Below are 23,838 nucleotides of genomic sequence, written 5' to 3' on the forward strand. Positions count from 1 at the left end.
CATATGCTTATTATTGATCGAAAACGGGTATAGGAAAGTGATTATAGAGTTTTCCAATGCCTCGATTGAATTTCTGGCTTAAGGAGTGATTGTTTGGATACTGGAACACATATTGTCATGGGGATTGCACTCGGCGGTCTGGCCATGGTGGATCCGGTTGTCGCATCCGAGCCGGCAACAATGAGCACAGTCGTTGCCGGTGTTATTGTCGGATCCCTTATCCCGGACATCGATACCATTCTAAAACTGAGGAATAATGCGGTCTACATCAGACATCATCGAGGTATTACCCATTCGGTTCCCGCGGTATTACTATGGCCGCTACTCATTACGCTTTTCTTTTCGCTCATTGCTACCGAGGCGAATTTCATCCATTTATGGGCATGGACATTTCTTGCCGTTTTCCTACACGTGTTTGTTGATATTTTCAATTCATACGGGACACAGGCGCTTCGTCCTTTTTCCAACAAATGGGTCGCTATCGGGGTTATCAATACGTTCGACCCTGTTATTTTCATATTGCATGCGATTGCGTTGATCATCTGGGGTATCGGTGCTGACCCTGTCTATACAATTATCACTTTGTACATCGTCATATTCTTTTACTATGTACTCCGTTTTATCATTAAAGCGGCCGTGAAAAAAGCGGTCCATTTTACAATACCCGAGGCAACCGAAATTATTATCGCTCCGACGATACGCTTTTTCCAATGGCGGATTGCCGCTTCTTCGGAAAATTGTCATTATGTAGGACGTGCCTATGGTCGTTCCGTCAATATTTACGACCGCTTCGAACGGGAGCCGATGCCGACATCCCCTCAGATCGAAGTAGCGATGAGTGACCATAATATACAAGCATTCACATCTTTTTCCCCGATTTACAGATGGTCCATTTCGTATATCGGTGACTTATGCGAAGTGCGCCTCATCGACCTACGCTACCGAAGTAAGGGCTATTATCCGTTTGTTGCCGTCGCCCACGTGGATAAGGACTTGAATATTCTCAATTCCTACACAGGCTGGATTTTTTCCGAAGACAAGCTACGGAAAAAATTGAAATTCATGCCGAATTCATAACAAAAGCGGAAGCGCCTGTCTATTAAAGGAACGGAGTCTAAGTGCGCCGCGTCCTCAAAGTGCCTTAATTTCTGCAAAGGGCGCAGAAATTAAGGCAAATCGAACCCTTCGCTGTTCCTGAAAGTGCCTTAATTTTTGCAAAGGACGCAGAAATACGGCAAATCGAACCCTTCGCTGTTCCTGAAAGTGCCTTAATTTCTGCAAAGGGCGCAGAAATACGGCAAATCGAACCCTTCGCTGTTCCTGAAAGTGCCTTAATTTCTGCAAAGGGCGCAGAAATACGGCAAATCGAACCCTTCGCTGTTCCTGAATGTGCCTTAATTTCTGCAAAGGGCGCAGAAATACGGCAAATCGAACCCTTCGCTGTTCCTGAAAGTGCCTTAATTTCTGCAAAGGGCGCAGAAATACGGCAAATCGAACCCTTCGCTGTTCCTGAAAGTGCCTTAATTTCTGCAAAGGACGCAGAAATACGGCAAATTGAACCCTTCGCTGTTCCTGAATGTGCCTTAATTTCTGCAAAGGACGCAGAAATACGGCAAATCGAACCCTTCGCTGTTCCTGAATGTGCCTTAATTTCTGCAAAGGACGCAGAAATACGGCAAATCGAACCCTTCGCTGTTCCTGAAAGTGCCTTAATTTCTGCAAAGGACGCAGAAATACGGCAAATCGAACCCTTCGCTGTTCGATTGGCTATGGGCAAGAATCAACGTCCGTAGCCTCAACCATCGTTGGTTTATTTCCCTGTTTTCACCGATTTGAGCATCGCGATCGGCAATGCTTCTTCGGCGCGCTCGCCGCCAAGTCGGTAGCCCCATGCAAAGCGCCCTTTCAAATAATCGACGTGGAAAAAGACACCTTCATCCCCATCGATCCGGTAAATTTCACCCGGCTCAATCGTTTTCGGATCGACTAAAAACGACTGCGCCATGACCGCTTTCCGCTGATAGACCGCATACTCATTGACGATGCCGAGCTGCTCTGCCTTCCGTGCCTTTTCCATCAGTCTGCCGATTTCAGTACGTAGTTCATGTTCAGTCATTTCACTATATTTTTTCTCAATCTCCATCTTCTTCATTCTCCTTCTTTTCAATAAACGCATCAATCCGGTCAAACGGGATACCCTTTTGATACATCGCCTGTTTCACACGATTATTCAAATTCCGACCACTGAATTTCGAGCTATAGCGACGCCAAGCCTTCTCTCCGACTGAGTCGGTTATGCCGGCCCATTCATCTTCTTCTCGATCAAAGTCAATGCCTTCAAGCGCTTGTTTAATAATATCAAATGAATACCCTTTTCGGAGCAACGCATTTTGGATTTTCTGTTTCAGTTGCGCAGGGGCAATAGCGCGGTTCGCATTGGCCGCTTTCTCCGCCAGTTTTGTAGCAATTTGAAGCTGTTCATCTTCCGAATAAGATTCGAGCACTTGGGCTTGCAGCTCCTTCCCGATCCCTTTTTTTTGCAATTCTTGACGAATCGCTCTTGGACCTTTACTAGATGCATTTTTCTGCGTTTGAAGAAGGGCTTCCGAAAATGTCTCATCATTTAAGAAACCGAGATTTCTCAATTTCACAATCGCTTCCCGTACAACCGCTTCTCCATACCCGGCATCCAGCAGCTTTTTCTTCACCTCATGCTCGCTTCGCATTCTGAATCCTAGGTAATGCAGAGCGCGATTGAATGCTTTTCGGATCTCATCCTCATAGACCATGTCATCGATCGACCAGTCGTCCAACGTCATCCCTTTGGTGAGTCCAAATTTCACGAGGATCGCTTCATCTACACTGAAAGCATATTTTTCATCCAAAAAAATATTGTATCGTTCGCTATCTTTTTTCTGTTGTGTTATTTTCGTAATGACAGGCAATTCTCACAAAACCTCCCTGCTTCTTCTATTCAGTATACATGTTCCATCCATCACATTCAGCTATATCGTTCAGGCTATCAGAGGGAAATCTATTGGAGGTGGAAACTATGAAAATCGTTATAGCAGGCGGTTCCGGTTTCGTTGGACAGGCGTTAACCAAATTATTAGCGGAAGAAGGACACGAACTTATCATTTTAAGTAGGGATGCATCCAAAAGAGTTCACAACATTTCCTATGTCCAATGGCTTCAAACGGGGGCAGCTCCTGAAAAAGCAATCCAGTCTGCAGATGTATTTATCAATCTTGCCGGCATTTCCATCAATGCTGGTCGCTGGAATCGTGAGCATCAACAGCAAATTTACGACAGCCGGATGGCAGCGACTGAGGAATTATTACGGATCATCGCTACTTTGGAAACGAAGCCGTCTGTCCTTATCAATGCCAGTGCGATCGGGATTTATCCCGCTTCGGATGATACCGTCTATACGGAGGATTCGATTGATTTCGCTACGGATTTTCTTGCGAAGACAGTGGCGGACTGGGAAAAGAAAGCAGCGCAAGCGCAAAACGATTCTGTTAGAACGGCCTTTATGCGATTCGGTGTCATTCTCGGGAAAGATGCCGGTGCTCTTCCACCCATGATCCTGCCGTATAAATTATTTGCAGGCGGAACAGTCGGAACAGGCCAACAATGGATTTCATGGGTCCATATTCAAGATGTGGCACGTGCCATTTCGTTTGTCATTCAAAATGAGAACGTACAAGGTCCCGTCAATGTGACAGCTCCTTTTCCAAAAAGGATGGCGTATTTTGGCAAGACGATCGGTACGGTACTACATCGTCCACATTGGCTCCCCGTTCCTTCCCTTATGATGAAAATAGCTCTTGGTAAAAAAAGTGCTCTTGTTCTCGAAGGACAGCATGTAGTGCCTCAAAAATTGCTCGACAACGGTTTCGAATTTCAATATCCGACACTGGAAGTCGCCTTAAAAAATTTATTGTAACCTTTGCATAGTGTAACCATTTTGACGCATCCTACGAGTAAAAAGAAGGGTGCGTTTTGGATGTTCAAACAACATGTTTCCGGCATTGTATTGGCTTTTTCCATCATACTGGCTGGTTTCCTATTCAATCCTTTCACTGCGGGAGCGGAGGAATTCCATTGGGGCTTCAAAAAGGCGACAAAAGGCGTCCCACCGGATGCGGGAGCTGCCTTGAATACATTACTGGATGATTATGGGGCGATCTATAAAGGAAAACCCGATGAAAAAATTGTGTACTTAACCTTTGATAATGGTTACGAAAATGGCTATACGGAAAGCATTTTAGATACACTGAAAAAAGAGGACGTCCCAGCAACTTTTTTCCTAACCGGCCATTACTTGAAAAGCGCCACTCCCCTTGTCAAACGAATGATTAAAGAAGGGCACGGCATCGGGAACCATACGCTTGATCATCCGAATTTGACGACCATTTCCGTGAAGCGAATGGAAGAAGAATGGACAAATTTCGATAAATTATTAAATGAGCTAACCGGCATCAAACGAACCGTCTACACAAGACCGCCTGAGGGCGTTTTCAATGAAAAAGTACTCGCTAAAGGAAATGAGCTCGGATACCGGCATATTTTTTGGTCCATCGCTTTCATCGACTGGCACAAAGATAAACCACGCGGCCGGGATTATGCCTATAACGAATTGATGACTCAGCTCCATCCTGGGGCAGTCATTTTAATGCATACTGTCTCACCCGATAATGCACAAGCTTTACCTTCCTTTATCCAAGACGCAAAAAAAGCCGGCTATGCATTCCATACACTGGATGATCTTGTAATGGAACACGAAAATATCCATTCTTTTTTTAGATAATGAAAAGGCCCAGTCCATATCTGATTGTCAGAATACGGCTGGGCCTTTACGTATGTGCGCTATCTTCATTTTCCATTTTCATTTGCATAATTCGTAGTCGTTTCCAAGCATAAGGCTATCGAACGTTTACGGATCCCCTCCTTCAACATCAGGATTCGATACGTCTTTCACTACGCCCTCCTTTTCGTTTAATTATTTGTATCTTATCACATTATCAACCTATTGTAAAGATTCTGTTAATAATTATTTACAATTCGTACGAAAGTCCTGTCACACTTCATTGATAATTTCTGTTTTTTCGTTTACGATAACGTAGGATGAAAGAAGGAAGGTGTACAGATGGATAAACCACAAACAAACAGCACGATTGAAAGTTTGAAGTCAAGATTGCATCAATTCCTTGAGACATTGGATTCGATTGAACCAGAAACAGCTGACCTACAAGACATCGATCATCTCATCAGCATGATCGATGAGCTCGAAGAACAAATGGATAAAATGAAAACAGATAACTAAACTATTGGGGGAAATTTGGGAATGTACATAGAACAAATTGAAAAAAGCCTTTATGAACTCATTTGCGAAACCTCAACAAATCTTCCTAAAGATGTACGGCGGAAAATCCGGGCGGCCAAAGAGCAAGAAGATGCTGGTACGCGTGCGGCAATGAGCTTGGATACCATTGCACGCAATATCAATATGGCGGACGAGAAAATCTCTCCGATTTGTCAAGATACGGGTCTACCGACATTTAAAATCAAAACCCCAGTAGGCGTCAACCAACTGGAAATTAAAGCAGCAATCAAACGAGCCATCGTACAGGCGACAAAAGATGCCAAACTTCGCCCTAACTCCGTCGATTCATTAACTGGCGATAATAGCGGGGACAATCTTGGAGAAGGAGTACCTGTTGTTAAATTTGAACAATGGGAACAAGATCATATCGAAGTCAAATTGATTTTAAAAGGCGGCGGCTGCGAAAACAAAAATATCCAATACAGCTTGCCAACTGAACTCGAAGGCCTCGGACGCGCCGGCCGTGACCTCGATGGCATCCGTAAATGTATTTTGCATTCCGTCTATCAAGCACAAGGCCAAGGCTGCTCGGCAGGTTTCATCGGTGTAGGAATCGGCGGCGACCGCGCTTCCGGTTATGATCTGGCAAAAGAGCAGCTCTTCCGTGAAGTGGATGATGTCAATCCGAACGCACAACTGGCGGAGCTGGAAGACTATATTTTAGATACGGCGAACAAACTTGGCATTGGAACGATGGGCTTCGGCGGCGAAGCGACTCTCCTCGGCTGTAAAGTTGGAGTCATGTACCGCATTCCGGCAAGTTTCTATGTATCCGTAGCGTACAATTGCTGGGCATACCGTCGGATGGCCGTAGATATTGATGCAAAAACTGGCGAAATTACAAACTGGCATTATAATGACGGCGAAAAAATCGCCTTCGCAGAGCAAGCTGAACAACAGGATGAAAAGAAGTCAACATCCCGCACAGTGGAATTGACGGCTCCTATTACAGAAGAGCAAATCCGTGACCTGAAAGTCGGCGATGTCGTCAAAATTAGCGGGCGGATTTACACAGGCCGGGATGCGATCCATAAGCACTTAATGGAAAATGAATCACCAGTGGACTTGGACGGACAAATCATCTACCATTGCGGTCCTGTTGTTGCGAAAGACGAAGACGGCAATTACGAAATCAAAGCCGCCGGTCCAACAACATCCGCTCGGGAAGAGCCGTACCAAGGAGACATTATGAAGAAATTCGGTGTCCGCGCTGTCATCGGAAAAGGCGGGATGGGACCGAAAACACTTGCGGCACTTGAAGAACACGGTGGAGTCTATTTGAACGCAATCGGCGGCGCAGCTCAATATTATGCCGACTGTATCAAAGCCGTCGAAGGTGTTGATCTGCTCGAATTCGGAATCCCTGAAGCGATGTGGCATTTGCGCGTAGAAGATTTCACAGCAGTCGTCACAATGGACTCGCATGGCAACAGCCTTCACGCAGATGTCGACAAATCTTCGCTAGAGAAATTGGCACAATTCAAAGAAAAGGTATATAGCTAATACTACAAATAGTCTTGGATTCGGTTGAAAGCCGAACCCAAGGCTTTTTTATTCCTCCATATTAAGCCACTATGATTCCTCTCCTATCCTCGCGACACTTTTTCAAGCAAACTAGTGTCATTTTGTTTTCCTAGTTGATATACTATAAATTATAATTATTATTATTAAGTAATCAATATTAAAAATTGGGTAAAAGCTAGATAAAGCATGTGAAAATTTGTTTAAGTAATAATAAATGAATGAAAATAATTCTCAATTAGGAGGTACTTCTATGACTACTATTACTGAAAAACAACCAATGACTCAATTCTGGGGATGGAAACATTTGGAATTGGGCGCTGCGCTTCTTTCCGGTATCCTTATCGCTGCGGCATGGCTCATTGGAAGGGATGAAAATAGCACACTGACAGTCACTCTTTATATCATCGCTTTCCTCATTGGCGGGTTTGCCAAAGCGAAAGAGGGGATCGAGGAAACGATTAATAACAGGCAGTTAAATGTTGAAATGCTTATGATTTTTGCTGCCATCGGTTCGGCCATCATCGGTTACTGGGCAGAAGGGGCGATTCTGATTTTCATTTTTGCAATCAGTGGTGCACTTGAAACGTACACACTCAATAAAAGCCACCGGGAAATTTCTTCCCTTATGGAATTACAGCCTGAAGAAGCTTGGCTGATCCATGAAGATGGGACGGAAACCAAAGTGCCCACAGCTTCTTTACCGGTCGGTTCACGTCTTCTTGTGAGACCGGGAGAAAGAATACCGGTCGACGGACAAATCATTTATGGCCACTCTACTATAGACATGTCCGCCATTAACGGCGAATCGATCCCTGTTTCCAAAGGTGTAGGGGATGAGCTGTTTGCAGGTACCGTCAATTTAAACGGTGTCATCCATATCGAAATGACAAAACCGAGCTCCGAAACGCTTTTCCAAAAAATCATCACACTTGTCCAAAGCGCACAAAGTGAAAAGTCTCCTTCTCAGCAATTCATCGAAAAGTTTGAAGGGACTTATGTCAAAGCTGTCATCATTACTGTCCTTGTTATGATGGTTCTGCCCCATTACTTGTTCGGCTGGGACTGGACGACGACACTCTATCGCGCCATCGTGCTACTTGTTGTCGCGTCTCCTTGTGCCCTCGTCGCGTCCATCATGCCTGCAACACTTGCGACCATTTCCCAGGCGGCAAAACATGGAATTTTAGTTAAAGGCGGGGTCCATCTTGAACATCTGGCTTCCATCCAAGCGATCGCCTTCGACAAAACCGGAACGTTGACAAACGGCAAACCGATCGTCACGGATTTCCTTGTCCGTGACGAAGCGAATCCTCTCGAAACATTGACCTTACTAGCAGGAATCGAAGCGCATTCGAATCACCCGCTTGCTGTAGCGATCGTGACATATGCAAAAGGCGAAGGGATTCCAGTTAAACCAACAGGCCATCTCGAAGACGTACCCGGTTATGGAGTCCGCGCATTTTCGACTGACGCCGAATGGCTCGTCGGCAATCCTCGCTTTGTCGGGCAAGTGGAAGCAGAACATTTTAAAAACGGCTTAGCCTTCAAACTGATAGAAGACGGGAAAACAGTTATTTTCCTAAAGGACGAAAAAGGTATTTTAGCTGCAGTCGCGCTACAAGATACATTGCGGGACGAAGCGGTACAGACCATCCGCCAATTGAAACGTGCAAACATCCAGACAATGATGCTGACTGGTGATAACGAAAAAACAGCCGCAGCCATCGCCGGTGCAGCCGGACTGGATGCCTATGTGGCTGAATGTACACCTAAAACTAAAGTAGACCGATTAAAACACCTATTGGCCACAAAACGGACAGTCGGGATGGTCGGGGATGGTGTCAATGATGCACCCGCCCTTGCTACTGCAACATCCGGCATCGCTATGGGAGAAGGAACAGATGTCGCACTCGAAACAGCGGATATCGTACTCATGAAAAATGATCTATCCCGCCTCCCTTATGCGATTAAACTATCACGGAAAATGCAACGGATCGTCAAACAGAATGTCATCTTTTCCATCACTGTCATCATCATTCTCGTCCTGTCGAACTTCATGCAAGTCGTCGATCTGCCACTCGGCGTCATCGGCCATGAAGGAAGCACCATTCTCGTCATCTTAAACGGCTTACGAATGCTGAACCCGATTAAATAACTGTATAATAAAAAGCAATGCGGTCATTTACATGACCGCATTGCTTCTTCGTTTGGCTTTTTTTGCTTCGGCTCTTTCCGTCATGACCGCATTCAGTTGGCCGCCAAGCATCAAGATAATCGCCGAAAAATAAAGCCACATCATTAGAACGATAATCGTTCCAATACTTCCATATGTCTTTGAATAGTTGGCAAAACTACTAACATAAAATGAGAATCCAAGAGATGTCACAATCCAACCGATTGTCGCAAACACTGCTCCCGGCAGTGCGCTTTTTAATCGGATTTTCAAATCGGGAACAATCCAGTAAATAACTGTAAAAACGCAGAAAATTAAAATTGGCGGTATCGTCCAGCGCAATTTATTCCATAAAGTTAGGAAATCATCTTCCATTCCAAAAGCTGAAAATGCAATAATCCCTATTTGCTGCCCGAATATCGGTAAAACGAGCGCAACGATGAACACCGCAATCAGCATAATAGTAAAGACGACTGACATTCCCCGTGCCACTACGAAAGAACGTGTCTCTTCTGTAAAATAAGACCGGTTCAAAGCTTTCGTCAATGCATTCATCCCTTTGGAAGCGGACCAGATTGTCGCCACGACACCGATGGATAATAAGCCTCCATTTCGATTCTCCAACACTTCCCCTAATGTCTCTTCAATGAGGATCCCGACACTTTCAGGAGCATAATCGCGTATGAAGAGAAAAATCTGCGCCTGATCTAAATTCAAAAATGGTAACAGTGTCATGATGAAGATTAGTAGAGGGAATAAGGACAAAAGGAAAAAGAAGGCGAGTTGAGAGGCAAGCCCCGTAACATCGACTTTCTTAATCCGGACAAGCAGTTCTTTTCCAAAACCGTGCACCGTCGTCACATCAAATTGTTCCAAATCCCCATCCTTTACATCGTCGATAAATTTCGTAATGGAGGTATTGTGCAAAACCCCCTTTTTTTCATCTTCTCGCTTTTTATTGATGGATGTTTCTTCCGTATCTATCCATGTTGGAGTTGGTCGATCATTTCTCACATTCGCTTCACTCCTTTCATAGCCATTTACTTTTTTGTTTCGCTGTCCTGTGGTTCTGCGGTCTCATTAACGATCGATTTGTATTCGTCCTTGGATTCGACAAAGGCATCCTTTGTATTCACAACAAGCTCCTTCACTTGAGGGGTCAATGTTTTTAACTCCTCCACTTGCTGTTTAATGTATGTAACGTCTTCCGTTAGTTGATCATAAACGGATTGATATTTTTCTTTCTTCTCTTTCAATTTCCATTTTAAAATATCCGGATTTTTGGAATAAAAACCGATTTCCGATAAAATTGCATTGGATTTTCTGCTTACTTGTTCACGTGTATGGCGATCAAAGAAACTGACTGCAGCACCTAATAGTGCTCCAAAAAGGACATATTTTCCGAATTTGTTTTCACCCATTTTAAAACCTCCAAATGATATCGAATTTGCATTTACCATTATACCCTCAACAATGGGAACGCAAACAATCTAACCAATTTATAAAATAACACTTGACGCGGGGCATTAATTTTCGGAATATTAATATTAACAAAAAATATACTAGAGAAATAGGAAAGAGGTGACTCATCGCTAAATAAGACTAATCTACTATTCAAAGCGACTTGATATTAACAAAGGGGGTAAGGGAAATGGACGCGATTTCAAATTTTTTGGATAAAATAGGTGGCGTTATCTGGGGACCGCCGCTTCTCGTTCTTCTTGTCGGTACTGGTATTTTTTTAACGGCTAGACTTGCATTTATTCAAGTACGATTATTACCGTATTCTTTAAAACAAGTTTTTTCACGAAAGCATGACAAAAAAGTGGATGGCGATATTTCACAATTCCAAGCACTGATGACCGCAATGGCGGCCACTGTCGGGGTAGGCAATATTGTCGGGGTTGCAACGGCGGTTTACATGGGAGGACCTGGGGCGGTGTTTTGGATGTGGATGGCAGGTTTCTTCGGAATGGCCACAAAATATGGAGAAGCCATCCTCGCTGTTAAATATCGCGTCAAAGACTCCAATGGTCAAATGGCAGGCGGACCGATGTATTATCTTGAACATGGTTTGAAACAACGTTGGCTCGGCGTCCTGTTCGCCATCTTCGGTGCTTTTGCGGCGTTCGGCATCGGAAATGGAACACAATCGAAAGCCGTTGCCGATGTCGTCCATAACACATTTGGTGTTTCACACTGGATTACGGGAATTGCACTTGTCATTTTCGGTGCATTGGTCATCCTAGGCGGTATCAAATCAATCGGTCGAGTGACGGCTTTCTTCGTACCGATCATGGCCTTATTCTATTTCATTGCCGGCCTTATCGTAATGGTCACGAATATTGGTCTAATTCCAGAAGCTTTTAAGACAATCTTTACATTCGCCTTCACTGGAGAAGCGGCGGTCGGCGGAGCAATCGGGGCTGCCATCCGTTTCGGGGTCGCTCGTGGTCTATTCTCCAATGAAGCAGGGCTTGGTTCCGCTCCGATTGCTGCAGCAGCAGCCAGAACGGATATGCCTGGACGTCAAGCATTGATCTCGATGACCCAGGTGTTATTCGATACACTTATCATCTGTTCGATTACAGGCGTGACAATCGTCATGTCCGGTCAATGGCATAACAAAGACATTGACGCGGGTGCACTGACCGCTGAAGCATTTGGAACATTCCTTGGTTCAGCGGGTCCGATTGTCGTGGCCATCGGTTTGATCTTCTTTGCCACGTCAACAATTTTAGGATGGAGCTATTACGGTGAGAAATGTTTCCAATACTTGTTCCCGAATCGTAACGCAGTCCTTGGATATCGCGTGATTTTCGTCGGTTTCATTTTCGTCGGTGCAATCGCTTCACTCGACGTTGTTTGGGCTCTTGCTGACGTGTTGAATGGTTTGATGGCCATTCCGAACTTGATTGGTCTTCTCGGTCTATCCGGTGTCATCGTCTATGAAACGAAGCGATTCCAAAAGAAAATCGATGAGGAAAAGGCAGCCGCCAAAGCCGGGAAACTTGCAGATCCGGTTGACAGTAAGCTAGATTAATGAAATGATAAAGTGAAACTTCAATCAGTGGGGGTTTTTCCCATCCCCCCTCTGATTGTTAGTTGAACCAATCGGGCTTTTATCTTCTTTTAACGGATGTCCAAACTATTTGCTGAAGGAAGGCAACTTAAGTTCGTGGCGTCCTGTAAGTGCCTTAATTTCTGCAAAGAGCGCAGAAATACGGCAAATCGAACCCTTCGCTGTTCGATTGGCAGTTGATCTCCCACCTATCCTTATCGTTTTACTTAAGTCTTGAGGTGGGAGTCTTACTGCCCGTTAATGCGGGATAAAGTCCGAAGCTAACGAAAGGCGGATAAGACTCATGGATCTATCAACCCCTACACCGGAAAATGTCACCTACATGATTGAGCAGATTAAAGAAAAACTCCGCATGGTCAACGTAGACGCATTGAAAGCAGAAAATTTCAATACATCGCAATACGAAGACCTGCACTATATGTACAATATGGTGATGAAACGTGAAACAATCACACCGAATGAAATGCAAGCGATCGTCGCCGAACTCGGCTCACTCAGAAATTAACGGCGCCAGTATCCAAATAAAAAGATTCACGGGATCAATTCCCGTGAATCTTTTTATTTGCCTAAAATCGATTTCATTCGAATGCTCTGCCGTCTTCCAGTACAAGCGGTTGGACCAACACTTCTACCCGCCGGTTTTTACTTCGGCCTTCTGCTGTATCATTCGATGCAATCGGCTGGAATTCACCATATCCTTTCGCACTGAACAATAACGGATCGATCCCTTCGTTGTCGACAAGGATCGTTAAAAAGTTCACAGCTCGTTTGACGCTCAGCTCCCAATTGGAAGCAAATTGGGCGGTGTGAATTGGAATATTATCCGTATGGCCCGTCACCACAACTTGACGTGGCGGATCAAATTTTAACAGTTCAGCAATATCTGATGCAAACCCTTCATATTGAGGAGCGATTTCTGCGCTTCCTGTATTGAAAAGAATGCTGTCCCGAATCGTAATGAGCAATCCTTCATCCGTCAGCTTCGTTTCGAACTGATTTTCCAACTCATGCACCGCTATATATTCATCCACCCGATCTTGGATTTCACCAAGTGAGCGACGGTCTTCTAAAAACGATGAGTTTTCACTCTCCGTTCCAACCGAATCTTTTGGTACCGGAACAGCAGTAGGGGACGAGTTGTCCATGATGCCGTGTCCCCCATCGAAAATTTCACTGAAGACAGACGATATCTGACTGAATTTCGCCTCGTCAAGTGAACTTGATGCAAACAGTACAATGAACACCGCCAACAACAAAGTAAGGAGGTCTGCATACGGTAACAGCCAAGATTCATTCACTTCATGTTCTTCTTTTTTCCGCTTACGTCTCTTCGGCAAGCTGTCCCGCCTCCTTATCATCCCTGTTTTTAACGGCTAGTTTTCGTCGTTCTTCTACAGATAGATAGGATGACAGTTTCTGTTCAATCACTCGTGGTGCTTCCCCTTCCAAGACGGAAAGAATTCCTTCAATCATCATTTTTTTCTGTCTGACTTCCTCATTGGATTTCCGTTTCAATTTATTAGCAAAAGGATGCCATAGTACATATCCCGTAAAAATCCCAAGGAGTGTCGCAATGAATGCTGCGGAAATTGCTGTTCCTAAAGCATTGATATCATTCATGTCCTTGAGGGCTGCAACGAGACCAACGACCGCACCGAGAACGCCCAATGTCGGAGCATACGTACCAGCTTGTGAAAAAATCTGTGATCCAGCCGAGTGTCGCTCTTCCATCGCTTCTACTTCCTCTGTTAAAACATCTCGAATATAATCAGCATTTTGCCCATCAATTGCTAAACCAAGCCCATTTTTCAAAAATGGGTCTTCGATTTCATCCGCCTTTGCTTCCAGTGACAATAGCCCTTCACGTCTTGCAATATCCGCCCAATTGGAAAACATGCGGATAATGTCGGAATCAGCCGCCAGTTTCTGCTCTTTAAATAAAACGCCAAAAAGTTTTGGGACACGCTTTAACTCACTCATTGGAAAAGCGATGACGACAGCTGCAACTGTCCCAACAATGATAATCAGAATCGCTGCAAAGTTTAACAGGTTATCTGGTGTGACTCCCTTCATGGCCATTCCTACAAAAAGAGCGACAAACCCAAGAACAAGCCCGAACACTGTTGATAAATCCATAGGTTGAACCTCCAAATATTCCATACTTCTTCTTATTTCGGCATTTATCTCAAATTCTTTAGATGCTCCATCTGAATAAACTGCTGTTATTTTTCAAATTAGGCATATCCCTAATCGGTTCTACATTGCACCCATGGAGCTTAAATTGTTACTATGAAGAGGATTAGGAAAGGAGCAATGCTTTATGTCCACTTTCGAACAACAATTGGCTCATTATGCAGACCTTGCAGTACAAGTCGGGGTGAATATTCAACCGAACCAATACCTTTATATCAGCGCATCTACTGAAACGACGGAGTTTGTCCGTCTCGTTGTGGAAAAAGCGTATGATGCCGGTGCACGTCAAGTATTTGTCGATTGGAACGATGATGCCGTAACCCGGATCCGCTATGAAAAAGCCCCATCGGATTCATTTGCCGAATTTCCAGAATGGAAAGTGATGGAGCGTGAACAGCTGGCGGAAAAAGGTGCGGCTTTCATGAGCATTATTTCTCAAAGTCCCGACCTGTTAAAAGGAGTGGAGTCGTCACGGATTAGCGACTTCCAAAAAGCATCCGGCCAAGCGCTTGATAAATATCGCCAATATGTTCAATCCGATAAAATCAGCTGGACTGTCATTGCCGCTCCATCTGAAGCATGGGCCGCGAAAGTGTTCCCTGAACTTCCAGTTGAAGAGCGTATACCGGCTCTTTGGAACGCCATTTTCCAATCGGTCCGTGCAGATCAGGAAAACCCTGTACAAGAATGGATTGAGCATGACAACCGTTTGCATGAAAAAGTCGATTATTTAAATCAAAAACGTTATCGCAAACTCCATTACACGGCTCCTGGTACCGATCTTACGATTGAATTACCCGAAGGGCACTTATGGTGTGGTGCGGGGAGTGTCAACGAAAAAGGACATGCATTTATGGCGAATATGCCAACCGAAGAAGTGTTTACCGTACCTTTGAAAACAGGTGTCGATGGAGTCGTCTCCAGCACGAAACCGTTAAGCTACGGCGGGAATATCATCGATCACTTTACAATTACCTTCCAAGAAGGACGTGTCATTGATGTATCTGCCGAACAAGGGGAAGAAGTGTTGAAACAGTTGATTGATACGGATGAAGGGGCAAAATATTTAGGCGAAGTCGCGCTCGTACCACATACGTCACCGATTTCCCAATCAGGACTACTGTTCTACAATACGCTTTTTGACGAAAACGCCTCCAATCATCTTGCTCTTGGGAGTGCTTATGCATTTTGCATCGAAGGCGGGAAAACGATGTCTCGTGAGGAATTGGAACAACGTGGGCTCAATCAAAGTATTACACATGTCGACTTCATGATCGGTTCCGCCGAAATGGATATTGACGGTATACTGGATGACGGTTCTACAGAACCAATCTTCCGTAATGGCAACTGGGCATTCTAAGATATGTCACATTTGATAAAAACATTTCAAGTTCCTCTTAAATAATGAGATGGGATGCTGTATAATAGAGACAGTGTCAAACAACCATTGGAGAGAGGGGTCTTAAACATGGGCTTAATGTTTTCGACAGTCATTGGATATACAGTTTGCCTTGGTTTGGTAGGCGGATTTATCATGCATTACCTAGCAAAAGCTCTTCCTACTGCCGACTCGGTAAGAATTGATCCAAAACCAGAGAATAAGTTCTAAGAGTTGCCGACTGGCAACTCTTTTCTTTTTCCTTATTTTCCTGTATGATAAGTGGAAATTATTTGATGACAGGAGAGAGTCTATGACAATCTTATCTGAAATTCTTACGTTCAATGAAAACTTTGTACACGAAAAAGAGTATGAACAATATGCGACAACCAAATTTCCTAATAAGCGTATCGTCATCATAACGTGTATGGATACGAGATTGACCGAGTTATTGCCTAAAGCGATGAATTTGAAAAATGGGGATGCCAAAATTATTAAAAGTGCCGGAGCAGTTGTGACGCATCCTTTCGGCGGGATCATGAGAAGTATCCTTATCGCAATTTATGAACTCCAAGCTGACGAGGTATATATTGTCGGCCATCACGATTGTGGGATGAGTTCAATCGACACGGAGTCGATCATTGGAAAAATGGTGGAGCGCGGAATTGATAAGAGCCTGTTTAAAACGCTAAAATATTCCGGAGTAGATATGAGACAATGGCTTCATGGTTTTAACGATGTCACAAAAAGTGTCAAAGCGAGTGTCGATGCAGTTCGAAATCACCCGTTAATGGATCAAAACGTACCGATTCATGGTCTGGTCGTACACCCGGATACTGGAAAACTGGATGTCATTGTCGATGGCTATGTAAATGAGGAAATAATGCAATGACATATTTCCCGGGAAATAGACAAACGAAAAGCGTAGGGCGCCGCTTAGATGCGACAAGCGCTGGAAGACTTGAAGATAAAGGCGTTCTTTGCCTTTATCAGCAAGTCTGAAGCGACTCGAGCGTCTGGCGCCCGAAGTCTAGACAGAAGCCTATTCTCCTTTCATAGGAACCGGCTTCTTATTTTTGCAGTGAGTTTCCGCCATGCGGCCTTACCCTTTCAATATTCATCCTCCAACATGGTGTAGAGATAATGATCTTCCCACACACCATTGATGTACAATAATTTCCGCAATAATCCTTCTTGAGTATAACCGGCTTTCTCCAGCACTTTTACCGATCCCGTATTGCGCGGTGAGACATAGGCCTCTACTCTATGTAAGGACACTTTTTCAATCGCGAACTTCGTAACGAGGCGAACCACTTCTGTCGCCAGTCCCCTTCCTATTTCCCGTTCGTCAATCGAATACCCGATAAATCCACTCGAAAAAGGCAATCTTTTAATGCTGTAAAGTGAAATATGTCCGATTAGCCGGCTTGTGGCGGAATCAAAAACACCAAAATTATATTCCCGCCGATCCCTCATTTGATAGAGCGATTCCCTGATTTTTTCCCTTTGAACGGCTACGGTGAAATAACTATTTTCGTGTCGCGGTTCGAAAATAGACCAATATTCTTTATTAGCAATTAGCATTTCCGTAAAGATTGTCGCATCATCTTCTGTTAAGATGCGTAAATAACATGTTTGTCCTTCAAGCAAAATCAATGTCCATTCACCCTTTTTGCGCAATAAATTCTCACAGCTTCCCGATTACCATTCCATCATATCCTGCGATGTCCATCCAAGTAAAATCTTCCGCATCTTCGTGCCAACTGATCAGCCATGCAAGAAATACTCTTTGCCTAAGCATTTTAAATGTGCTGCACATCCCTTTTGGCACTCTCCTTTTCATAGTTCCAAATTTTCCAAAAACATGTATCCAGTATAGCATGAATATTCTACAGACGAAATATTGCAATTGTGACGGAAACTTCATATTTTCTTTCGCCTTCCTCATCTTTCCTCTGTATACTATTCAATAGGAGGATTTGAATATGTTTAGAATGATCATCATGACCCTTTCTCTCATTGCAGTCGTACTTATGAATGCAGTAGCAAATATACTGCCACTCAACGGTAAAACCACCGGTGAAATCGCTAACCAATTACCAGTCCTTTTCATCCCTGCTGGATATGTCTTTATCATTTGGGCTGTGATTTACGTATTACTCGCCTGCTGGTTATTTGGTTCTAATCGAAACCGCAACGATACCAATCGAGTGGTCCTCAATCTTAGAGGGATATTATTCAGCATCAGTTGCCTGTTCAATATCGCTTGGATTCTATTATGGCATTTCCGCTATTTCGATTGGACAATTATCATCATGATAAGTCTTCTGCTAACACTTCTTGCGCTTTACTTTACGTATCCGAAAAAAGATCAACAATTTTTGGGAAGATTACCGATCGCCGTCTACCTAGGATGGATTTTTGTGGCTACGATTGCGAACATCAGCTATGTCCTCACTTTGCATGAATGGTCTGGCTGGGGCTTAAGCGATCCGTTGTGGACAGTCCTTTATTTGACATTCGCAACCGCTATTGCACTCCACTTCCTTTACCATCATGCAGATATCGCCTTGAACCTTGTTTTCATGTGGACATTTATTGGTATTGCTGTAAAAAATGGAATAAATGAGTTATTTGTTTCATCCGCCGCCCTTTTCCTGACAGCTGTGATCGGAACCGGTTGCTTCCTCATAAGAAAAGCGAAAAACAAGCATCTATAAAAAAACGCCGTTCCTCCGAGGAGAACGGCGTTTTTTCATTTACGATCCAACAGACGTGGGGCCGATGTAAACAATATTGAGGCGACAACAGCTGATAAAATAATGGAAGGAACCATATAACTTCCGTTATACACAAGTGAATAAATCCATACAGGTTGCCCTTCTGGAGCGTAGGATCCGAAGAACACAATTCCGCCAATAAAATGGATTAAATAACGAAGTGCCCCACCAATCACTGTACCGATAACGATTGCAGTTACCATTGAGCCCTTTTGTCCTGTTTTCTTACTATACAGCAGCCAACCGAGTGTAACAGCCGCAACACCAACTAGCGTATAGGCAACAAAATAATCAAGGGCCGCTTGGATCGCATTGAATACATAGCCGCCCATTGCCAACTGTAACAGGCCGCTTACAAACCCTGTCAACATTCCACCAACCATCCCCCAGCGAAATGCCATGACGATAATCGGTAGCATCGACAGCGTAATCGATCCTCCCTGCGGCAACGAAAAGCCGATTTTATCAAGCACAAATGACACTGCACCTAAAATCGCCACTTCAAGTAATAGCTGAAGTTTTTGACGTTCCATATAAATTCCTCCCCACTATTAGCGGGGATGCGATAGAAGATAAGCGCGTTCCCGGACTTCCAGACAATAAAAAACGATCTCCCGGATAGAACGGGACATCGATTATGTCTGTTTCCATCCACATCCCTACGCAAGAATGATCTTACAGGTTCTAAGGGTCAGGACATCCCGTCCAATCTCAGCCAACTAGGCACCCCTTGTGGTTCCATTATTCAATTACAGTCCCATTGTATAAGACTGCCTCTATATAATCAAGATGAATAGTAGACGTTTAGTTTCCGATAGCGTCAGTGCCAACTGGAGGGATTATGATGACGAACCATAAACTATTAGCGGCCTTATGTTATTTCAGTGTCTTTTTTGCCCCTTTTTTACTTCCTGGGATTGTGTACTTCATTACCGACGATCGCGAAGTGAAACACCATGCAAAACGTTCGCTCGTGTCTCATCTCGTTCCTGTCATCCTGCTCATCGCCGGTTTCATCATCTATACCTTTTCCATGTTATCGATGTCATCCCCTATGGATGAATTGCTTCTGCACAATAACCGATTCAATTTTTGGCAATGGGCGCCCGTTCTATTTACGCTCATCTATGGCCTTCTTTTTCTAGTCATCGTTGTTTGGAATATCATTCAAGGTGTCAAACTAGTAAAATGAATGTTTACTACCGAAACTTACAGGGAAAAAAATCAATAAATGCTTGTCTTAGGAGAGGAATACAATGAAATTGGGTAAAGTAGTGAAAACAGCCATTAAATTAGCACCTATCGTTTATCCGATTGTCCGGAAAGTGATGGAGGAAAAAAAAGTAAGCAAAAAGACAGTTTCCCGAAAATGACAAAAAACCTGCAAACGCGCTAAAATGTTTGCAGGCTTTTTTTTGCCTTCATTATGATATAGTATGGTATGAAAAAGAATGAACGGAAGAAAGGATTTGTGCATTTATGATTGCAAAAACTGAGCAGGAAATCCAAGCTTTAAAAAAGATCGGTAAAATTGTTGCGGAAATTCGGGAAGCTTTGAAAGAGGCAACAGTCCCTGGAATTACAACGAAAGAAATCGATGAACTTGCCGGACGGCTTTTTGAGGAGAAAGATGCCGTTTCCGCTCCTATCGATCAATACGATTTTCCAGGCTATACATGCATTAGCGTTAACAATGAAGTAGCACACGGTATCCCGGGCTCCCGTGTCATCAAAGACGGCGATCTCGTGAACATTGACGTCTCCGGTTCACACGGCGGTTATTTTGCCGATACAGGCATTTCGTTCGTCGTTGGCACACCAGACCCTAAAAAACAGCAATTATGCGATGTCGCGAAAAGCGCATTTGATCGCGCCATGACTAAAGTGAAAGCCGGATCCAGCTTGAACCAAATCGGAAAAGCGGTCGAACGTGAAGCGAAAAGCCACGGACTCGCGGTCATTAAAAACTTAACGGGCCACGGAATTGGGACCTCTTTACACGAAGAGCCCCAGCATATTTTAAATTATTATGATGCTTGGGACAAAACGCTGTTAAAAGAAGGGATGGTCCTTGCTGTTGAGCCGTTCATCTCTGAAAAAGCAGAGCATATCATCGAATCCGGCGACGGTTGGACATTTATCACCCCGGATAATTCCCATGTTGCACAGATAGAACATACCATTATCGTGACAAAAGGCCAACCGATCATCTTGACGGAAATCTAATCGCTCGGTAAGAATCATCTTTCTTGAATGAGTTATTGGCGTTCGTTGATACTTTATTGGCGATTCATGACCTTACACCTATAAAAAAGACTACCCAGGAAATCCGAAGCATTTGGATTCCAGGATAGTCTTTTTCTTATTTTTTCTTATTTTTTCCGACCGTTTTTGAGTTTCCTTCCATTAGCTTGCCCTTATACCACATTTTTTGGATCGGTTTCATGCCCTTTGTCAGCTTGCGGTAATCGCGTTCTTCTGCATAGGACAATAAAGTGAGCACTTCACCGTCATTCCCCGCTCGTCCAGTTCTTCCTGAACGGTGTAAATACTGTTCGATTGTATGAGGCACGTCCACATGAATGACATGCGTCAACCCTTCGATATCGAGGCCACGAGCCGCTAAATCGGTAGCAATCAGAATTCGGGACTCCCCTTTGCGGAAGGCTTCCAACGTCTGTTGACGCTCAAACTTCTTCATGTCCGAATAAAGAACGGCTACCGGCGCTTCGTTATACTGCAATTTCATTTCCTTCATGCGAAGCTGATCGACGTTATTGATGAATGCTAATGCGCGAATCCCCTCCAAATGTGAAAGACCCCGTAGAAGATCTGTTTTATCCCGTACCTCTGTCTTCACATAAGAGTGGATCACTTTCCCGGATTTCGGTAACTCGTCCTGCGTCACCTGAATGCGAATCGGATCAATCATCAATCTTTTCGCAACAATTTCAATCTCATCCGTGATGGTAGCGGAAACGACCGTCACTTGTCTGTCTGGATTCGCTGCCTCTATCAAATTTTTGACGATGACTCGATGCTCGCGTGACAAGAGCTGATCGCCCTCATCCAGTACAACCTGTCGGATATCATGCATTTTTAATTTCTTCGACTTCACTAGCTCGGCAAGTCTCCCAGGAGTCCCAACAACAATGGTCGGCTTCTTTTTCAACCGTTCGATTTGCCGTTGCATATTAGCGCCGCCGATCAATTGCGTCACGGTGATGGACGTTCCTTCCACCCACTCACGAATCACATTGACGATCTGCATAGAAAGCTCTTGAGAAGGCGTCATAATGAGCGCTTGCGTCTGCATTTTATCCCCATCAACCAATTGTAAAATCGGCAAAACATAAGCTAAAGTCTTCCCAGAACCAGTCGGCGATTCCGCAACAATATCTTTTCCAGCCAACATTTCCGGAATCATCTTCGATTGAATCGGCATCTCCTGCTCGAATTTCCATTTATTTTTGAATACATCGTCCATCTTTTCCACAAAGGACATTGTCATCCCCACTTTCACTCAGTTGCCTCTATTTTAGCACAAGCCGCTTCTTTACACGTCATTTCAGACTAAACTGAATCAAATTGGATTAGGGGTTGAGCGCTTGGGGGTTGCTTTGAGCGCGGAGGGCAGCCTTTGAGCACTTGAATCACACTTTGAGCGCGAGGGGCAGCCTTTGATCACTTGGATAACGCTTTGAGCGCGAGGGGCTGGCTTTGAGCACTTAAAACACACTTTGAGCGCGAGCGACTGGCTTTGATTACTTGGAAAGCACTTTGAGCGCGAGAGATTATGAATCCCCTCGCGCGCGTAAAATTCAAGGTTTCTTTCTTGCTTTAACGTGTTGTTCGAATGCGTAGGCATAGCCGATTAACTGTGGCTCTGTGAATGCTTTTCCTGAGAACGTGATGCCGAATGGTTCGCCGGCTTTAGAATAGGCAGCAGGTACGGTGATGGAGGGGTACCCTGCCGCTGCGCCAAAGCTGCAGCCATGGTCTTGGGGAAACACGAGGGCGCTTACGTCATGCTTGTCCAAGGCTTCGCCGAGAGCGATAGTGCCGGCTAAATAGCGGTTCCGCAATAGCGCTTCGATATAAGCTCGTTCCGTCAAGTTTCCGCTTATCCTGTTCACTCTTTCCAACATGACTTGGCCATATTTCAACGTTTCTTCCGGAAGGGCATTGTTAAACGCAATGACATCGGACAACGTACGGATCGGATTGGTCATCGGTGTTTTCCCTAAATAGGCATTTAACGCCGATTTAAACTCATAAAGCAAGACACTATAACCAAGATCATTTTCCATCACACCAAGATCGATTGGATCTACAATGATCGCACCAACCTCTTGTAATTGTTCAAGCGCCTTATTGAAAAGCTCAATTCGTTCCGTCGATGCCTCCTTTTCAAATATCGATCGGGAGACGCCGAGTCGAGCTCCTTTCAAGGCATGTTTGTCAAGCGTTGCCAGCCAATCGATATCCTCCAACTCGGATGCCACTTCCGTCACCGGATCAGCACTGTCATAACCGATCAGCATGCCAAATGTCAGGGCGGCATCTTCCACCGTACGCGCCATCGGTCCCGCTGTATCTTGTGTATATGAAAGGGGAATGATCCCCGAACGGCTAATCGTCCCGACAGTCGGTTTGATGCCGACGATGGAGTTCTGGGCGGATGGATTTAAAATGGAACCCGTTGTTTCCGTGCCGATTGCCAGCGCAGCCATATTCATCGCCACCGCCACACCCGCGCCGGAGCTCGATCCCCCGACATCGAACAAGCCATACGGATGATTCACTTGTCCACCTCTAGAACTCCAGCCATTGGTCATATGTTCAGACATGAAGTTCGCCCATTCCGTCATATTCGTTTTCCCCAAAATAATGGCACCTGCTGCACGTAATTTCTTAACGAGAAAAGCATCTTCCTCGGCATAAAAATCCTTTAACGCAAGTGAGCCACAGCTCGTATGCATTTGATCTGCCGTGCCCATATTATCTTTTAATAAAATCGGGATGCCATGTAAAAACGACCGGATGCCTTGTTCACGACGTTCCACATCGAGCGCCTTGGCAATTTGCAAGGCTTGCGGATTCAGTTCCAGTATGGCGTTGACGTTTGGATTGCGTTCAGAAATCGTTGCCAAATACATGGATACTAATTCCTCCGCTGTCAACTCACCCGTTTCCATTTTATTTTGCATATCGAGAATGGTTGCTTCGTCTAACCACTCTTCCCGTAATCGCTTCAACCTCTCATCCAGCATTGCCATCCCCCCGCCATTATTCTCTCTGTTAGTGTACCTCATTTTC

26 protein-coding genes and 1 riboswitch are annotated in these 23,838 nt (G+C 44.5%); of the genes, 14 read left to right on the plus strand and 12 right to left on the minus strand.

The genetic code is table 11. The annotated features are described in order from the left end of the window. Positions 1–93: 93 nt before the first annotated feature. Positions 94–1,077, plus strand: a complete 984-nt coding sequence (locus ACFPRA_RS23835) for a metal-dependent hydrolase (RefSeq protein WP_381440344.1) — start codon at positions 94–96, stop codon at positions 1,075–1,077. A 64-nt stretch (positions 1,078–1,141) separates the two neighbouring features. Here ACFPRA_RS23835 and ACFPRA_RS23840 read toward each other — a convergent pair whose 3' ends face one another. From ACFPRA_RS23840 to recX, 3 genes are read right to left on the minus strand one after another with little or no spacing between them, the layout of a single operon-like run. Beyond that, positions 1,142–1,777, minus strand: a complete 636-nt coding sequence (locus tag ACFPRA_RS23840; protein WP_381440346.1) for a hypothetical protein — start codon at positions 1,775–1,777, stop codon at positions 1,142–1,144. A 33-nt stretch (positions 1,778–1,810) separates the two neighbouring features. Then, positions 1,811–2,143: a YfhH family protein gene (locus ACFPRA_RS23845; RefSeq protein ID WP_239391839.1), complete on the minus strand. Its 333-nt coding sequence runs from the start codon at positions 2,141–2,143 to the stop codon at positions 1,811–1,813. Next, complete coding sequence (recX, locus tag ACFPRA_RS23850) at positions 2,133–2,945, minus strand: recombination regulator RecX (RefSeq protein ID WP_381440349.1); 813 nt, start codon at positions 2,943–2,945, stop codon at positions 2,133–2,135. Before recX ends, ACFPRA_RS23845 begins: the two co-directional genes overlap by 11 nt. Positions 2,946–3,052: 107 nt before the next feature. Here recX and ACFPRA_RS23855 point away from each other — a divergent pair, with 107 nt between their 5' ends. From ACFPRA_RS23855 to ACFPRA_RS23875, 5 genes are all read left to right on the plus strand, one after another. Beyond that, positions 3,053–3,949 (plus strand): TIGR01777 family oxidoreductase, encoded by an 897-nt coding sequence (locus ACFPRA_RS23855; protein ID WP_381440351.1) that lies wholly within the window; start codon positions 3,053–3,055, stop codon positions 3,947–3,949. A 60-nt stretch (positions 3,950–4,009) separates the two neighbouring features. Then, the gene (locus ACFPRA_RS23860) at positions 4,010–4,813 is read left to right on the plus strand and encodes a polysaccharide deacetylase family protein (protein ID WP_381440353.1); all 804 of its coding nucleotides are present in this window, start codon (positions 4,010–4,012) and stop codon (positions 4,811–4,813) included. 339 nt (positions 4,814–5,152) lie between these two features. Next, positions 5,153–5,329, plus strand: a complete 177-nt coding sequence (locus ACFPRA_RS23865; RefSeq protein WP_381440356.1) for an SE1561 family protein — start codon at positions 5,153–5,155, stop codon at positions 5,327–5,329. A gap of 21 nt (positions 5,330–5,350) precedes the next feature. After that, on the plus strand, positions 5,351–6,892 hold the full coding sequence (locus ACFPRA_RS23870) for a fumarate hydratase (RefSeq protein WP_381440358.1): 1,542 nt from the start codon (positions 5,351–5,353) through the stop codon (positions 6,890–6,892). Between the two features lie 271 nt (positions 6,893–7,163). Then, a complete protein-coding gene (locus ACFPRA_RS23875) occupies positions 7,164–9,068 on the plus strand; it encodes a heavy metal translocating P-type ATPase (RefSeq protein WP_381440360.1) in 1,905 nt (634 codons plus the stop codon). A gap of 27 nt (positions 9,069–9,095) precedes the next feature. On the opposite strand, the gene ACFPRA_RS23880 is transcribed toward ACFPRA_RS23875, so the two are convergent. Next, a complete protein-coding gene (locus ACFPRA_RS23880; RefSeq protein WP_381440770.1) occupies positions 9,096–10,013 on the minus strand; it encodes a YihY/virulence factor BrkB family protein in 918 nt (305 codons plus the stop codon). 113 nt (positions 10,014–10,126) lie between these two features. Beyond that, positions 10,127–10,507 carry a YtxH domain-containing protein gene (locus ACFPRA_RS23885; RefSeq protein WP_381440362.1) on the minus strand — a complete coding sequence of 127 codons (381 nt, stop codon included), beginning with the start codon at positions 10,505–10,507 and terminating at the stop codon, positions 10,127–10,129. Between the two features lie 230 nt (positions 10,508–10,737). Between ACFPRA_RS23885 and ACFPRA_RS23890 the strand changes: the two genes are divergently transcribed. Together ACFPRA_RS23890 and ACFPRA_RS23895 are read left to right on the plus strand one after the other, a co-directional pair. Beyond that, positions 10,738–12,129, plus strand: coding sequence for an alanine/glycine:cation symporter family protein (locus ACFPRA_RS23890; RefSeq protein WP_381440364.1), 1,392 nt, complete (start codon positions 10,738–10,740; stop codon positions 12,127–12,129). 322 nt (positions 12,130–12,451) lie between these two features. Further along, the gene (locus ACFPRA_RS23895) at positions 12,452–12,673 is read left to right on the plus strand and encodes a DUF1128 domain-containing protein (RefSeq protein WP_381440366.1); all 222 of its coding nucleotides are present in this window, start codon (positions 12,452–12,454) and stop codon (positions 12,671–12,673) included. Positions 12,674–12,746: 73 nt separating this feature from the next. On the opposite strand, the gene motB is transcribed toward ACFPRA_RS23895, so the two are convergent. After that, entirely contained in the window at positions 12,747–13,505 is a 759-nt protein-coding gene (motB, locus tag ACFPRA_RS23900) for a flagellar motor protein MotB (RefSeq protein WP_381440368.1), read from the minus strand. Further along, positions 13,489–14,304, minus strand: coding sequence for a flagellar motor stator protein MotA (gene motA / locus ACFPRA_RS23905; RefSeq protein WP_239391849.1), 816 nt, complete (start codon positions 14,302–14,304; stop codon positions 13,489–13,491). Before motA ends, motB begins: the two co-directional genes overlap by 17 nt. Before the next feature lie 184 nt (positions 14,305–14,488). Between motA and ACFPRA_RS23910 the strand changes: the two genes are divergently transcribed. Further along, entirely contained in the window at positions 14,489–15,721 is a 1,233-nt protein-coding gene (locus ACFPRA_RS23910; protein ID WP_381440371.1) for an aminopeptidase, read from the plus strand. A gap of 331 nt (positions 15,722–16,052) precedes the next feature. After that, a complete protein-coding gene (locus ACFPRA_RS23915; protein ID WP_381440374.1) occupies positions 16,053–16,631 on the plus strand; it encodes a beta-class carbonic anhydrase in 579 nt (192 codons plus the stop codon). Positions 16,632–16,849: 218 nt separating this feature from the next. Here the strand turns inward: ACFPRA_RS23915 and ACFPRA_RS23920 are convergent, their stop codons facing one another. Further along, positions 16,850–17,395 carry a GNAT family N-acetyltransferase gene (locus ACFPRA_RS23920; RefSeq protein WP_381440376.1) on the minus strand — a complete coding sequence of 182 codons (546 nt, stop codon included), beginning with the start codon at positions 17,393–17,395 and terminating at the stop codon, positions 16,850–16,852. A gap of 31 nt (positions 17,396–17,426) precedes the next feature. Then, entirely contained in the window at positions 17,427–17,582 is a 156-nt protein-coding gene (locus tag ACFPRA_RS23925; RefSeq protein ID WP_381440379.1) for a hypothetical protein, read from the minus strand. Positions 17,583–17,724: 142 nt separating this feature from the next. Between ACFPRA_RS23925 and ACFPRA_RS23930 the strand changes: the two genes are divergently transcribed. Continuing rightward, a complete protein-coding gene (locus ACFPRA_RS23930) occupies positions 17,725–18,459 on the plus strand; it encodes a tryptophan-rich sensory protein (RefSeq protein WP_381440381.1) in 735 nt (244 codons plus the stop codon). Between the two features lie 35 nt (positions 18,460–18,494). Here ACFPRA_RS23930 and thiT read toward each other — a convergent pair whose 3' ends face one another. Further along, positions 18,495–19,052, minus strand: coding sequence for an energy-coupled thiamine transporter ThiT (gene thiT, locus ACFPRA_RS23935; protein ID WP_381440383.1), 558 nt, complete (start codon positions 19,050–19,052; stop codon positions 18,495–18,497). Positions 19,053–19,158: 106 nt separating this feature from the next. Further along, positions 19,159–19,260: riboswitch (TPP riboswitch) on the minus strand. Between the two features lie 103 nt (positions 19,261–19,363). Between thiT and ACFPRA_RS23940 the strand changes: the two genes are divergently transcribed. The 3 genes from ACFPRA_RS23940 to map all read left to right on the plus strand — a co-directional run bounded on the left by ACFPRA_RS23940 (position 19,364) and on the right by map (position 20,745). Continuing rightward, positions 19,364–19,711 carry a magnetosome magnetite crystal formation protein family gene (locus tag ACFPRA_RS23940; RefSeq protein ID WP_381440386.1) on the plus strand — a complete coding sequence of 116 codons (348 nt, stop codon included), beginning with the start codon at positions 19,364–19,366 and terminating at the stop codon, positions 19,709–19,711. Between the two features lie 64 nt (positions 19,712–19,775). Continuing rightward, positions 19,776–19,892, plus strand: coding sequence for a hypothetical protein (locus tag ACFPRA_RS23945; RefSeq protein WP_381440388.1), 117 nt, complete (start codon positions 19,776–19,778; stop codon positions 19,890–19,892). Between the two features lie 106 nt (positions 19,893–19,998). Then, complete coding sequence (map, locus tag ACFPRA_RS23950; protein WP_381440391.1) at positions 19,999–20,745, plus strand: type I methionyl aminopeptidase; 747 nt, start codon at positions 19,999–20,001, stop codon at positions 20,743–20,745. Between the two features lie 136 nt (positions 20,746–20,881). Here map and ACFPRA_RS23955 read toward each other — a convergent pair whose 3' ends face one another. Together ACFPRA_RS23955 and ACFPRA_RS23960 are read right to left on the minus strand one after the other, a co-directional pair. Continuing rightward, on the minus strand, positions 20,882–22,024 hold the full coding sequence (locus ACFPRA_RS23955) for a DEAD/DEAH box helicase (RefSeq protein ID WP_381440772.1): 1,143 nt from the start codon (positions 22,022–22,024) through the stop codon (positions 20,882–20,884). A 316-nt stretch (positions 22,025–22,340) separates the two neighbouring features. Continuing rightward, a complete protein-coding gene (locus ACFPRA_RS23960) occupies positions 22,341–23,792 on the minus strand; it encodes an amidase family protein (RefSeq protein ID WP_381440393.1) in 1,452 nt (483 codons plus the stop codon). Positions 23,793–23,838 lie beyond the last annotated feature (46 nt).

This window comes from Sporosarcina soli, assembly GCF_042655805.1.
GTDB classification, from domain to species: domain Bacteria; phylum Bacillota; class Bacilli; order Bacillales_A; family Planococcaceae; genus Sporosarcina; species Sporosarcina soli.

Bases quoted from the DNA above. Each gene is read 5' to 3' on its own strand.
- ACFPRA_RS23845 (WP_239391839.1), bottom strand. From the start codon at position 2,143: ATGGAGATTGAGAAAAAATATAGTGAAATGACTGAACATGAACTACGT.
- ACFPRA_RS23855 (WP_381440351.1), top strand. From the start codon at position 3,053: ATGAAAATCGTTATAGCAGGCGGTTCCGGTTTCGTTGGACAGGCGTTA.
- ACFPRA_RS23860 (WP_381440353.1), top strand. From the start codon at position 4,010: ATGTTCAAACAACATGTTTCCGGCATTGTATTGGCTTTTTCCATCATA.
- ACFPRA_RS23865 (WP_381440356.1), top strand. From the start codon at position 5,153: ATGGATAAACCACAAACAAACAGCACGATTGAAAGTTTGAAGTCAAGA.
- ACFPRA_RS23870 (WP_381440358.1), top strand. From the start codon at position 5,351: ATGTACATAGAACAAATTGAAAAAAGCCTTTATGAACTCATTTGCGAA.
- ACFPRA_RS23875 (WP_381440360.1), top strand. From the start codon at position 7,164: ATGACTACTATTACTGAAAAACAACCAATGACTCAATTCTGGGGATGG.
- ACFPRA_RS23885 (WP_381440362.1), bottom strand. From the start codon at position 10,507: ATGGGTGAAAACAAATTCGGAAAATATGTCCTTTTTGGAGCACTATTA.
- ACFPRA_RS23890 (WP_381440364.1), top strand. From the start codon at position 10,738: ATGGACGCGATTTCAAATTTTTTGGATAAAATAGGTGGCGTTATCTGG.
- ACFPRA_RS23895 (WP_381440366.1), top strand. From the start codon at position 12,452: ATGGATCTATCAACCCCTACACCGGAAAATGTCACCTACATGATTGAG.
- motA (WP_239391849.1), bottom strand. From the start codon at position 14,304: ATGGATTTATCAACAGTGTTCGGGCTTGTTCTTGGGTTTGTCGCTCTT.
- ACFPRA_RS23910 (WP_381440371.1), top strand. From the start codon at position 14,489: ATGTCCACTTTCGAACAACAATTGGCTCATTATGCAGACCTTGCAGTA.
- ACFPRA_RS23915 (WP_381440374.1), top strand. From the start codon at position 16,053: ATGACAATCTTATCTGAAATTCTTACGTTCAATGAAAACTTTGTACAC.
- ACFPRA_RS23925 (WP_381440379.1), bottom strand. From the start codon at position 17,582: ATGAAAAGGAGAGTGCCAAAAGGGATGTGCAGCACATTTAAAATGCTT.
- ACFPRA_RS23930 (WP_381440381.1), top strand. From the start codon at position 17,725: ATGTTTAGAATGATCATCATGACCCTTTCTCTCATTGCAGTCGTACTT.
- thiT (WP_381440383.1), bottom strand. From the start codon at position 19,052: ATGGAACGTCAAAAACTTCAGCTATTACTTGAAGTGGCGATTTTAGGT.
- ACFPRA_RS23940 (WP_381440386.1), top strand. From the start codon at position 19,364: ATGACGAACCATAAACTATTAGCGGCCTTATGTTATTTCAGTGTCTTT.
- ACFPRA_RS23945 (WP_381440388.1), top strand. From the start codon at position 19,776: ATGAAATTGGGTAAAGTAGTGAAAACAGCCATTAAATTAGCACCTATC.
- map (WP_381440391.1), top strand. From the start codon at position 19,999: ATGATTGCAAAAACTGAGCAGGAAATCCAAGCTTTAAAAAAGATCGGT.
- ACFPRA_RS23955 (WP_381440772.1), bottom strand. From the start codon at position 22,024: ATGTCCTTTGTGGAAAAGATGGACGATGTATTCAAAAATAAATGGAAA.
- ACFPRA_RS23960 (WP_381440393.1), bottom strand. From the start codon at position 23,792: ATGCTGGATGAGAGGTTGAAGCGATTACGGGAAGAGTGGTTAGACGAA.